8 protein-coding genes are annotated in these 13495 nt (G+C 45.3%); 1 reads left to right on the forward strand and 7 read right to left on the reverse strand.

Annotation, left to right across the window (positions count from 1 at the left end; translation table 11 throughout):
- Nucleotides 1-56: 56 nt before the first annotated feature.
- From LU279_RS11365 to tgt, 7 genes are all read right to left on the reverse strand, one after another.
- On the reverse strand, nt 57-1220 hold the full coding sequence (locus tag LU279_RS11365; RefSeq protein ID WP_274422619.1) for a phosphoglycerate dehydrogenase: 1164 nt from the start codon (nt 1218-1220) through the stop codon (nt 57-59).
- Entirely contained in the window at nt 1220-2302 is a 1083-nt protein-coding gene (gene serC, locus LU279_RS11370) for a 3-phosphoserine/phosphohydroxythreonine transaminase (RefSeq protein ID WP_274422620.1), read from the reverse strand. Before serC ends, LU279_RS11365 begins: the two co-directional genes overlap by 1 nt.
- The gene (gene ilvB / locus LU279_RS11375) at nt 2286-3974 is read right to left on the reverse strand and encodes a biosynthetic-type acetolactate synthase large subunit (RefSeq protein WP_274422621.1); all 1689 of its coding nucleotides are present in this window, start codon (nt 3972-3974) and stop codon (nt 2286-2288) included. The genes serC and ilvB overlap by 17 nt, the downstream gene beginning before the upstream one ends.
- Before the next feature lie 122 nt (nt 3975-4096).
- Entirely contained in the window at nt 4097-5773 is a 1677-nt protein-coding gene (ilvD, locus tag LU279_RS11380; protein ID WP_274422622.1) for a dihydroxy-acid dehydratase, read from the reverse strand.
- 133 nt (nt 5774-5906) lie between these two features.
- Nucleotides 5907-6989: a 3-isopropylmalate dehydrogenase gene (leuB, locus tag LU279_RS11385; RefSeq protein ID WP_274422623.1), complete on the reverse strand. Its 1083-nt coding sequence runs from the start codon at nt 6987-6989 to the stop codon at nt 5907-5909.
- Nucleotides 6990-7216: 227 nt separating this feature from the next.
- Nucleotides 7217-7516 (reverse strand): preprotein translocase subunit YajC, encoded by a 300-nt coding sequence (gene yajC, locus LU279_RS11390; protein WP_274422625.1) that lies wholly within the window; start codon nt 7514-7516, stop codon nt 7217-7219.
- A gap of 136 nt (nt 7517-7652) precedes the next feature.
- A complete protein-coding gene (gene tgt / locus LU279_RS11395; RefSeq protein WP_274422626.1) occupies nt 7653-8789 on the reverse strand; it encodes a tRNA guanosine(34) transglycosylase Tgt in 1137 nt (378 codons plus the stop codon).
- Between the two features lie 348 nt (nt 8790-9137).
- Here tgt and LU279_RS11400 point away from each other — a divergent pair, with 348 nt between their 5' ends.
- Complete coding sequence (locus LU279_RS11400; protein ID WP_274422627.1) at nt 9138-13367, forward strand: 2-hydroxyacyl-CoA dehydratase; 4230 nt, start codon at nt 9138-9140, stop codon at nt 13365-13367.
- Nucleotides 13368-13495: the final 128 nt, after the last annotated feature.

The following is a 13495-nucleotide window of genomic DNA, read 5'->3' on the forward strand; positions in this document are numbered from 1 at the left end:
CTGCACACAGACAGGAGAGGCCTTTTATTTATGCCAGAAAAACTTTTTATTAGCTTTTATTTGATCACCCGCACCTTGGATACGCCCTCTACAGCACGAAGCTCTTCAAGGGCCTCCTGGGAGGCTGCGCTTTCCAGATCGATCAGAGTATACGCGTATTCACCTTTACTCTTATTTGTCATATCTGCAATATTCAGTCCCTCTGCGCCAAGGATTTTCGTAACCTGACTGATCATGTTGGGGATATTTCTGTGGCAGATGGCTATACGTCCCACAGATACGCAGGTTCCCATATCACAGTTCGGGAAATTCACTGAGTTTTTTATATTTCCGTTTTCAAGGAAATTCCTCAATTCTTTTACTGCCATTTCCGCACAGTTTTCTTCTGATTCCTCTGTAGAAGCTCCCAGATGAGGAGTTACCAGGATTCCTTCCCGGCCTGCCACAAGAGGATTGGCAAAATCTGTCACGTATTTTTTCACTTTCCCGCTTTCCAGAGCGTTGATCAGCGCTTCTTCATCAACAAGAAGATCTCTGGCAAAGTTTAAAAGAACCACTCCGTCTTTCATTTTATCAAAAGCTTCTTTGTTGATCATTTTGCGTGTGCTATCAAAAAGAGGCACATGAATGGTAATGTAATCGCACTGACTGTAGATCTCATCAAGAGATTTGCTGTGCTTGATGGTTCTGGAAAGATTCCATGCAGCATCAATGGAAATATACGGATCATAACCGTAAACCTCCATTCCCAGATGAGTGGCAGAATTGGCAACCATAGCTCCAATGGCTCCAAGACCGATGATACCAAGCTTTTTGCCACTGATCTCACAGCCTGCAAACTGTTTTTTCTGTTTTTCTGCAAGCTTGTCGATATTTTCTTTGTCCTTCTGACCGGCTACCCACTCGATACCGCCCACAATGTCACGGGAAGCGAGAAGCATTCCGGCAATGACCAGCTCCTTTACGCCGTTGGCATTCGCTCCCGGAGTGTTAAAAACAACGATTCCTTTTTCCGCACAGGCATCAACAGGAATATTGTTTACACCGGCGCCGGCACGGGCAATGGCCTTTACAGAATCACCAAGCTCCATATCATGCATCCTGGCGCTTCTCACAAGAACAGCGTCTGCTTCATTGATATTTTCTGTTTTTCTGTAATCCTCGCTGAACAGCTTCAGACCACGCTCAGCAACAGGATTCAGGCAATGGTACTGGAACATTACGCATTCTCCTCCTCAAATTTTTTCATAAAAGCAACAAGGGCTTCCACTCCCTCTTTCGGCATTGCATTGTAAATGCTGGCCCGCATACCGCCTACAGTTCTGTGACCTTTCAGATTTACAAATCCTGCTGCTTTTGCTTCTGTTACAAATTTCGCATCCAGGTCTTTATCTCCTGTCACAAAAGGCACATTCATCAAAGAGCGGGACTCCGGCTCCACGGTTCCTTTAAAGAGTTTACTTTCGTCCAGGAAATCATAGAGGATTTTTGCCTTTTCCTCATTTCTCCGCTTCATCTCTTCCAGTCCGCCCATGGATTTTAGCCACTTGAATACCTTTCCGCACACATAAATGCAATAAGCATTGGGAGTATTGTAAAGGGAGCCTGCATCTGCGTGGGTTTTGTAGGTAAGCATAGTAGGTGTTCCGGGAAGAACGTCCCCGGTGATCAGATCTTCACGGATGATCACGATCACCATTCCCGCAGGCCCGATATTTTTCTGAACTCCGCCGTAAATAATTCCGTATTTACTTACATCAACAGGCTCTGAAAGGAAGCAGGAGGAAACGTCTGCCACCAGAGTCTTGCCTTTTGTATTTGGAAGAGTTTTAAATTTTGTTCCATAGATCGTATTGTTTTCGCAGATATACACATAATCCGCATCAGGACTGATATCCAGATTGCTGCAGTCCGGAATATAGGAAAAGGTCTTATCCTCAGAAGATGCGATTTTATTAACTTTTCCATACTTCTGTGCTTCCTGATAAGCTTTTTTTGCCCACTGTCCGGTGACAATATAATCTGCCACTCCATTTTTCATCAGATTCATGGGAATCATGGCAAACTGCTGAGATGCCCCTCCCTGCAGAAAAAGGACCTTATAGTTGTCCGGAATATTCATCAGATCTCTCAGATCCTGCTCTGCTTCATCAATGATCTGCTGAAATTCAGGACTTCTGTGACTCATTTCCATTACAGACATACCGCAGCCCCGGTAATCCATCATTTCTTCAGCCAGCTCTTTCAATACCTGTTCCGGCAATACGGCCGGTCCGGCGGAAAAGTTATACACTCTGCTCATTTTTCATATCCTCCTCGTCAAAAACATCATCAATGTTTGCCCCGGCAGGCACCATAGGAAACACGCTGAGATCCTGGTCGATCCAACAGTCAAGAACGATCGGTCCGTTATAAGACAGAGCCTCTCTAAGCGCAGGTTCCACTTCCTCCATTTTTGTGACCCGGACAGCCTTTGCTCCCATGCCCTCAGCGATCTTCACAAAATCCACTGCATCATTTAATACAGTATGCGAATATCTGTGATCGTAGAATAAAGTCTGCCACTGACGCACCATTCCCAGAACATGGTTGTTCAGTACAATCTGCACAAGTGGTTTTCCACAGCGCACTGCTGTTGCAATCTCATTCATGTTCATTCGGAAGCAGCCGTCACCTGCAATATTTACCACAGTCTTTTCCGGTCTTCCCATTTTGGCTCCGATAGCTGCTCCCAGACCAAAGCCCATGGTTCCCAGACCGCCGGAGCTTAAAAAGGTTCTCGGTTCTTTGTATTTATAATACTGAGCAGTCCACATCTGATGCTGTCCCACATCTGTGGTGATGATCGCATCACCATCTGTCAGCTCATAAAGCTTCTCTATAATATACGGACCTGTAAGCTGAGTATGGTCATAATTCAGAGGATATTTCGCTTTCATCTCCTGAATATGCTCCATCCACTGAGGATGTTTTTTCTCCGGGACCTCCTCCAGAAGTCTTCTTAAAACTTCCCTGATATCTCCCTCTATGTAAGCATCTACCAGAACATTTTTATTTATTTCCGCAGCATCAATGTCGATCTGAAGAATCTTTGCTTTATTGGCAAAGGTTTTTGCATTTCCGGTTACACGGTCACTGAACCGGGCTCCCAGAACGATCAGAAGGTCACACTGACTGACACCCAGATTGGAGGTTTTTGTTCCATGCATTCCCAGCATTCCTGTATAGTAGGGATCTTCCCCTGAAAAACCGCCCTTTCCCATAAGGCTGTCACATACCGGAGCCTGGATCCTGTGAGAAAGCTCTGCAATCTCTGTTGATGCGCCGGAGATCACGGAACCGCCGCCAACAAAAATAAACGGTTTCTTCGCCTCACAGATCATTTCTACTGCCGTCTCCACATCCTCCCTGTGGATTTCGCTTGTCTCACGGTTCACAGTTGCCGGGCGACGGGGAGAATAATCATAAAACGCTCCTGTTACATCCTTTGTCACATCCACCAGAACCGGTCCCGGACGTCCGCTCTTTGCAATATAAAAAGCCTTTCTCATAGTATCCGCAAGCTTGGTGATATCCTTTACAATGTAACTGTGCTTGGTGATTGGCATAACAATTCCTGCAATGTCCACTTCCTGGAAGGAGTCCTTTCCCAGAAGAGGTTTCCCTACGTTTGCAGTAATAGCCACTACCGGAACAGAATCCATATATGCAGTGGCGATCCCGGTTACCAGGTTTGTGGCTCCCGGTCCTGAAGTTGCCATACACACTCCCACTTTTCCGGTTGCACGGGCATAGCCGTCTGCCGCATGAGCTGCTCCCTGCTCATGGGAGGTCAGAACATGATGAATTTCATCTCTGTATTTATAAAGTGCATCATAGACGTTCAGAATTGCTCCGCCCGGATATCCGAAAACGGTATCCACGCCCTGTTCCTTCAGACATTCTATAATGATTTCCGCACCTGTCAGCTGCATATGTTTCCTCCTTATTCCCTCTGTATTTTATGATGTATCTCTTCGATCCGCTGTAAAATTGTCACTGTTTCGTAATGCCTGTGAAGTCCTCTCCGGACTGTTTTGTACGACGAATAAGCTTATTATTTCTGAGTCTTCGGTACCTCAAGGATCGCTCCGCGGTTTCCGGAGGTTACCATAGACGCATATCTTGCCAGATATCCTGTTGTTACTTTTGGTTCTCTGGGCTGCCATTTCTCTCTTCTTGCTTTCATTTCCTCATTGGAAACTTTTACTTCCAGTTTCAGTCCCGGAATATCAATACTGATGATGTCCCCTTCTTCGATCAGCGCAATAGGACCTCCTACAGCCGCCTCCGGAGAAACATGTCCGATAGAGGCTCCTCGGGATGCACCGCTGAATCTTCCGTCTGTGATCAGCGCCACAGAAGAACCAAGACCCATGCCTGCAATTGCAGAAGTAGGATTCAGCATCTCTCTCATTCCCGGTCCGCCTTTCGGTCCTTCGTAGCGGATCACAACTACATCTCCCGGTACAATTTTTCCGCCCTTGATGGCGTCGATAGCGTCCTCTTCACAGTCAAACACTCTGGCAGGGCCCTCATGAACCATCATTTCCTGCACAACCGCCGAACGTTTGACCACGCCGCCGTCAGGAGCAAGGTTGCCTTTCAGCACCGCAAGTCCTCCGGTCTGACTGTATGGATTGTCAATGGGACGTATTACCTCCGGATCCAGATTCACACAGTTTTTAATGTTTTCTCCTACTGTCTTTCCTGTGACAGTCATGCACTCTGTATGAAGCAGACCTTTTTTGTCCAGCTCATTCATAACTGCATAAACACCGCCGGCTGCGTTTAAATCTTCCATATAAGTAGGTCCTGCCGGAGCAAGGTGACAGAGGTTCGGCGTTTTTTCACTGATGCTGTTTGCAAAGCTGATATCAAAATCCATGCCGATCTCATGAGCGATAGCCGGAAGATGAAGCATACTGTTTGTGGAGCAGCCGAGAGCCATATCCACAGTCAGAGCATTGAGAATGGCTTCCTCAGTCATAATATCTCTCGGACGGATATTTCTTCTGTACATTTCCATAACCTGCATTCCTGCACGTTTGGCAAGACGGATCCTCTCAGAATAAACTGCGGGGATTGTTCCGTTTCCGCCAAGTCCCATGCCCAGAACCTCTGTGAGGCAGTTCATGGAGTTTGCAGTATACATACCGGAACAGGATCCGCAGGTAGGACAGGTTTTGTTTTCATATTCTGTCAGCTCATCCTCAGAAATATTTCCTGCCGCATAAGCGCCCACTGCTTCAAACATACTGGAAAGACTGGTTTTGTGTCCGTGGATACGGCCTGCAAGCATGGGACCTCCGCTGACAAATACAGTAGGTACATTGATCCTGGCTGCTGCCATCAGAAGCCCGGGAACATTTTTGTCGCAGTTTGGCACCATTACCAGGGCGTCAAACTGATGGGCCATTGCCATTGCCTCTGTGGAATCCGCGATCAGATCTCTTGTTACCAGAGAATATTTCATTCCTGTATGTCCCATGGCAATACCGTCGCAGACAGCAATAGCCGGGAATACCACAGGCGTTCCGCCTGCCATGGCAACTCCCTGTTTTACCGCGTCCACTATTTTATCAAGATTCATATGTCCGGGAACAATTTCATTATAAGAACTTACGATTCCCACCATGGGACGTTCCATTTCTTCCTTTGTAAATCCAAGAGCATTAAACAGGGACCTGTGCGGAGCCTGCTGTGAACCTTTTTTTACTGCATCACTTCTCATGTGTATGTCTCTCCCTTCTGTATGACAAGACAGATTATTCTGCCTGATGTTTACTGTAAATTCAAAAACCAATCAATCACAACTGATCTTTTCTGCAAAGCAGTGTCCGGTAGATAATTCCGGTTTTATTCTGTCACACTGCTGCCGCGATCAAATCTCCCATTTCTTCGGTTCCTACCGGCATACATCCTTCTGACATAATATCGCATGTCCGGTATCCGTCTGCAAGAACCTTCTGTACTGCCATTTCCACTGCGTCTGCTTCCTTATCCAAATCAAGAGAATATCGGAGCATCATGGCTGCGGAAAGAATAGTCGCAACAGGATTTGCCTTATTCTGTCCGGCAATATCCGGCGCAGAACCGTGGCTGGGCTCATAAAGCCCGAATTTTGTATCATTCAGACTTGCTGAAGAAAGCATTCCGATAGAACCGGTTACCATGCTCGCCTCATCAGAAAGAATATCTCCAAACATATTCTCTGTAAGGATCACATCAAACTGTCCCGGATTATGGACAAGCTGCATAGCGCAGTTGTCTACCAGCATATGCTCCAGAGTAACCTCCGGATAATCCTTTGCCACCTCTTCCACAACTTTTCTCCAAAGTCGGGAAGAATCCAGTACATTTGCCTTATCTACACTTGTCACCTTTTTCCTTCTCTTCATTGCAATATCAAAAGCTTTTACTGCAATACGGCGGATTTCATTTTCGTTATAGGAAAGTGTATCAATGGCTGTTTCTATTCCATTTTCCTCAACCGTTTTTCTTTCCCCGAAATAAAGGCCTCCGGTAAGCTCTCTGACAATGATCATGTCAAATCCTTCTCCTATAACCTCTTCTTTCAGTGGGCAGGCTGCCTTCAGTTCCTGATACAGGTATGCAGGACGAAGATTTGCAAAAAGATTCAGCTCCTTGCGGATTGCCAGCAGTCCTGCCTCCGGGCGTCTGGACGGCTCCAGTCTGTACCAGGGAGAAGTCTTTGCATCTCCTCCAATAGAGCCCATCAGAACCGCATCTGAAGCCTTTGCAGTTTCTACTGCTTCCTCTGTCAGCGGAACTCCATGTGCATCAATGGATGCGCCACCTAACAAAACCTCTGAGTATATAAATTTATGACCGTATCTGCTGCAGACAGCATCCAGAACTTTCCTGGCCTCTCTTACAATTTCCGGTCCAATCCCATCTCCGGGGATCAATGCAATCCTGTATTCCATTTCCTTATTTTCTTTTTCCGCAGAAAACTACCCTGCAGACCCCTTTCCTTTTTGGATTGTTACTATAATAACGCACTTTGCAGAAGAATTCAACCTGTTAAAGCGAAAAAGTTATATATAAATACTGTCTTAGTTTGTGTCATTCAGACTATATCTGCTAAAACGCTTTATTTTAGAGCAATTTCCAGCAAAAAATAAGCACCGGTCACCCGGTGCTTATTTTTTCATTATGCAGTTGCCTGCTCTGCTTTTTCTACTTCTGCAATTGCCTGTTTTCTCATAGGAATACGGCAGTTTTTGTTGTTTCCAAACTCTACAATAACGTCTTCTTCTGTCATGTCAATAACAACACCGTAGAAACCGCTTGTTGTTACAACGCTGTCGCCTACTTCCATACTGTTCAGCATAGCCTGAAGTCTTTTCTGCTCTTTTTTCTGAGGGCGGATCATCAGGAAATACATGATTCCAAAAATGATCACCATCCATATGAGCATCATACCCATACTTGCAGCTCCGCTTGCTTCCATTTTGTTTCCTCCTGTTTTCTGACTGTCTTACCTGCTTCCCTGTCCGGAAACATTATAACATATCATACACAAAAATAAAAATTTCTTCAAGTGTTTTTGTTGTTTTTTTCTATTTCTACATTTTATTTATACAGTTTTATTCTCCCCTGAGGAAGCCCTCCAGACGCATTTTCTTATATTCTGCAAATCTGCCCTCATCAAGGGCTTCTCTGATCTCCTCCATCATGTGATTATAGAAATACAGATTATGAAGAACACAAAGACGCATTCCCAGCATTTCCTTTGCTTTCAGAAGATGACGGATATAGGCTCTGCTGTAATGACGGCAGGCAGGACACTGGCATCCCTCTTCTATAGGTCTTGTATCCAGTTCATATTTTGCATTGAACATATTCATTTTTCCATGATTGGTGTACACATGGCCATGACGTCCGTTTCTGCTTGGATATACGCAGTCAAAGAAATCCACACCTCTGTCCACACCTTCAAGAATATTGGCAGGCGTTCCCACTCCCATCAGATAAGTAGGTTTATCCTGAGGCAGATACGGAACTACCGCATCCAGGATCCGATACATTTCTTCGTGGGTTTCTCCTACTGCAAGTCCGCCTACCGCATAGCCGTCCAAATCCATTTTTGCAATTTCTTTTGCATGCTCGATACGGATATCTTCATAAATCGCGCCCTGATTGATACCAAAAAGAAGCTGATCTTTATTGATAGTATCCGGAAGGCTGTTCAGCCTTGCCATTTCTGTTTTACATCTGGCAAGCCATCTAGTAGTTCTCTCTACTGATTTCTGCACATAATCTCTGTCTGCAACACTGCTTGGACATTCATCAAAGGCCATGGCAATGGTGGAGGCAAGATTGGACTGGATCTGCATACTTTCCTCCGGTCCCATAAAGATTTTGTGTCCGTCAATATGAGACTGAAAATGAACACCTTCCTCCTTGATCTTACGGAGCTTGGAAAGTGAAAATACCTGGAATCCGCCGGAATCGGTCAGGATCGGTTTGTCCCATACCATGAACTTGTGAAGTCCGCCAAGCTGTTTTACCACCTTATCACCAGGGCGCACATGAAGATGATAGGTATTGGAAAGCTCTACCTGAGTTCCAATCTCATGAAGATCCATTGTGGACACTGCGCCTTTAATGGCACCGATGGTTCCTACATTCATAAATACAGGGGTCTGTATTGTGCCGTGGACCGTATGAAACTCTGCCCTTTTTGCACGCCCCTCTGTTTTCAGCAACTTATATTCTGCCATATTTCTGTTTCCTCTTTCTGCGGTAAAATTTTTACTGTTTTTCAGTATAACTTGTATTGCATAAAAAGTAAAGTACGCAGCCAGAGGAAATCCGGCTGTTTATACTGTGATAGATTGCATGATCTAAACAGCTGATATATTTTCACATATTAAAATCAGATTATTTTTATCTGTTTTTCAGAATCCCACACCTGTTTACCCTTACAAATTGTGAAAGTTATACATTGTCATTTTAAAAACTTTGTCGTATAATGTTACGGAATCTTTATCTTATTGTTTACTTATAATAAGAAAGAATATTTGACAGATCTACAACAGATACGACACGAGGAGGCTGACTCACATTTTATGAATACATATACATTAGGAATTGATATCGGATCTACCACCGTAAAAATCGCGATTCTTGATGAAAATCAAACCCTGTTGTTTGCCGATTATCAAAGACATTTTGCAAACATTCAGGAAACTCTGGCCGATCTTCTCCAGAAAGCATATGATAAGCTTGGCGAATGTACCCTGCAGCCGGTGATCACCGGTTCCGGAGGTCTGACTCTTGCCAATCATCTGGAAATCCCGTTTGTCCAGGAAGTGATCGCTGTTTCCTCCTCCCTGCAGACAATGGCTCCACAGACAGACGTTGCCATTGAGCTTGGCGGTGAGGATGCCAAGATCATTTACTTTGAAGGTGGAAATATCGAACAGCGTATGAACGGGATCTGTGCCGGCGGTACAGGATCCTTTATCGATCAGATGGCATCCCTGCTTCAGACAGATGCCCCTGGTCTGAATGAATTCGCAAAAAATTATAAAGCCCTTTATCCCATTGCAGCCCGCTGCGGTGTTTTTGCAAAAACAGATATCCAGCCGCTGATCAACGAGGGCGCTACAAAAGAGGATCTTTCTGCTTCTATTTTTCAGGCAGTTGTCAACCAGACTATTTCCGGTCTTGCCTGCGGCAAGCCCATCAGAGGTCATGTTGCATTTCTGGGAGGCCCTCTGCACTTTTTGTCAGAGCTGAAGGCTGCTTTTATCCGAACTCTGAAGCTGGATGAGGAACACACCATTGTTCCGGAAAATTCTCATCTTTTTGCAGCCATTGGCTCTGCCCTCAATGCGAAAAAAGAAATAGAAGTTTCTCTCACAGACCTGAAAGACCGGCTCCGTCATTCCATTAAGCTTGATTTTGAAGTCGAACGCATGGAACCTCTTTTTTCTTCAGAAGAGGATTATCAGGAATTTACAGAGCGACAGAGCTCTTATCGGGTAGCCACCGGCGATCTTTCCACTTACAGTGGAAACTGCTATCTTGGCATTGACGCCGGCAGCACCACCACAAAAACTGCTCTTGTAGGCGAAGACGGAAGTCTTCTTTACTCCTTTTACAGCAGCAACAACGGAAGCCCTCTGAATACTGCCATCCGCTCTATCCAGGAAATCTACTCACAGCTGCCAAAGGATGCCCATATCGCCTATGCCTGTTCCACAGGATACGGAGAAGCTCTGATCAAAGCGGCTCTTCTGCTTGACGAGGGAGAGGTGGAAACAGTTTCCCATTATTATGCTGCCGCTTTTTTTGACCCCCAGGTAGACTGCATCCTTGATATCGGCGGACAGGATATGAAGTGTATCAAGATCAAAAATCAGACTGTGGACAGTGTGCAGCTCAATGAAGCCTGCTCTTCCGGGTGCGGTTCCTTTATTGAAACTTTTGCAAAATCTCTGAACTACAGCGTACAGGACTTTGCAAAAGCAGCTCTTTTTGCAGAACATCCGATTGATCTTGGAACAAGATGTACGGTATTTATGAATTCCAAGGTAAAGCAGGCCCAGAAGGAAGGTGCAGAGGTTTCTGATATTTCTGCCGGACTTGCCTATTCGGTTATCAAAAATGCTCTTTATAAAGTAATCAAGGTTTCCGATGCCTCTGAGCTTGGAAAACATATTGTGGTTCAGGGCGGAACCTTTTATAACGATGCAGTTCTCAGAAGCTTCGAAAAAATTGCCGACTGCCATGCAATCCGTCCTGATATTGCAGGAATCATGGGAGCTTTCGGCGCTGCTCTGATTGCCAGGGAACGCTATGAGGAAGGCAAAGAAACAACCATGCTTCCTATTGAAAAGATCAATTCCCTAAAATACACAACCTCCATGGCAAACTGTCGGGGCTGCACCAATAACTGCCGTCTTACCATCAACAAATTCAGCGGAGGACGTCAGTTTGTCAGCGGAAACCGATGCGAACGCGGAATCGGCAAAGAAAAAAACAAAGAGCATATTCCAAACCTTTACGAGTACAAGTATAAGAGAATTTTCTCCTATGAACCCCTCTCTGCGGACAAAGCAGTCCGGGGCAAAGTAGGAATTCCCCGTGTTCTTAACATGTTTGAGAATTATCCTTTCTGGTTTACTTTCTTTACAAAACTGAATTATGAAGTAGTTCTTTCGCCTACTTCCACCAGAAAGATTTATGAGCTTGGAATTGAATCCATTCCCAGTGAATCCGAATGTTATCCGGCAAAAATGGCTCACGGGCACGTAAGCTGGCTTTTAAAAAAGGGCATAAAATTTATTTTTTATCCCTGTATTCCCTATGAGCGCAACGAGTTCCCGGATGCTGTAAACCATTACAACTGCCCAATCGTCACTTCCTATGCGGAAAATATCAAAAACAATGTAGACGAGCTTCATGATCCGGAAATTGATTTCCGTAATCCTTTTCTTGCATTTACCTCAGAGGCAGTGCTTACTGACCGTCTTGTAGAGGTTTTTAAAGAGTTGCCCGCTCAGGAGGTAAAAGACGCTGCCCATGCTGCCTGGGAAGAACTGGCAGCCGCCCGCAGAGATATTGAGAAAAAGGGTGAAGAAACTCTGGAATACCTGAAAAAAACAGGACGCAGGGGCATTGTCCTGGCAGGCCGTCCCTACCACATTGACCCGGAAATCCATCACGGTATCCCGGATCTTATCAACAGCTACGGACTTGCTGTTCTTACAGAGGATTCCATTTCCCATCTGGCAGACATTGAGCGTCCGATCCGAGTCAATGACCAGTGGATGTATCATTCCCGCCTTTATGCTGCTGCCAGCTTTGTAAAAACAAGGGAGGATCTTGATCTGATCCAGCTGAATTCCTTTGGCTGCGGTCTGGATGCTGTTACAACCGATGAAGTATATGAAATCCTGGACGGAAGCGGCAAGATCTACACCTGTCTGAAAATTGACGAGGTAAACAATCTTGGCGCAGCCCGCATCCGTATCCGTTCTCTTCTGGCAGCCATCCGCGCCAAAGAAAAGCAGAACAGAAAACGGGATATCCGGTCCTCTGCCATAGAAAAGGTTGTTTTTACAAAAGAGATGAAAAAGGACTATACTATTCTCTGCCCGCAGATGTCGCCATTTCATTTCAGTATTCTTCAGGCAGCCTTTAATTCCTGCGGATACAATCTGGAGGTTCTTCCAAACGATAACAAAGGCGCTGTGGATGTTGGACTGAAATATGTAAACAATGATGCCTGCTATCCTTCCCTAATCGTTGTAGGACAGATTATGGATGCTCTTTTATCCGGCAAATATGATCTGGACAAAACAGCCGTTATTATGACTCAGACGGGAGGCGGCTGCCGCGCTTCCAACTATATCGGATTTATCCGCCGTGCGCTGAAAAAAGCCGATATGGAGCAGGTTCCTGTCATCTCTCTGAATCTGAGCGGTCTGGAAAGCAATCCGGGATTTAAGCTGACTCTTCCTCTGGTAAAAAAAATATGCTACGGAGCCGTGTTCGGAGATCTTCTTATGAAATGCGTTTACCGAATGCGTCCTTATGAACAGGAAAAGGGCATTGTAAACCGGAAGCACAAAATATGGGAGCAGCGGGTAATTTCTTTCCTTCAGGGAGGAAGCATCAGCCACAACCAGTTCAAAAAAATGTGTCGTGAACTGGTTTACGAATTTGATATGATCCCAATTACCGGAGAGCGCAAGCCTCGGGTTGGAATCGTAGGGGAAATCCTGGTAAAATTCCTGCCCGCTGCAAACAACCATCTTGCCGAGCTTTTGGAGGCAGAAGGCGCAGAGGCAGTATGTCCCGATCTGATCGACTTTATCAGCTACTGTTTCTTTAACCAGAATTTCAAATCCGATTATCTTGGATTTAAGAAATCAAAGGCAACTGTTGCCAACTGGGGAATCAAAGGTATTGACTGGCTCCGCAAAGCCGCAGATGAAGCGCTTGAACAAAGCCGTCATTTTTCCTCTTCTGCGGATATCCGACAGCTTGCAGAAATGGCTTCTCCTATTGTTTCTCCGGGAAATCAGACCGGGGAGGGCTGGTTCCTGACCGGAGAAATGCTGGAACTGATCAACGGCGGTGTTCCTAATATTGTTTGTATCCAGCCTTTTGGCTGTCTGCCAAACCATATTGTAGGAAAGGGCGTTATCAAAGAGATCCGCCGCAGACATCCAAAAGCAAATATTGTTGCTATTGACTACGATCCGGGCGCCAGTGAGGTAAATCAGCTAAACCGTATCAAGCTTATGCTTTCTACTGCTGTAAAAAATATGGAAAAAGAAGTGTAACTGCCTCACTGAAACAACATTTTGTTTTATCTACGCCAACCGTATCCACATAAAAAAAGGGTATTTTCAGCCGGCTGCTGCCAGCTGAAAATCCCCTTTTTATTTTATTTTCTGATTCCCAAAAAGCA

It is taken from the genome of Blautia sp. XA-2221, from assembly GCF_028767025.1.
GTDB lineage: Bacteria > Bacillota > Clostridia > Lachnospirales > Lachnospiraceae > Blautia_A.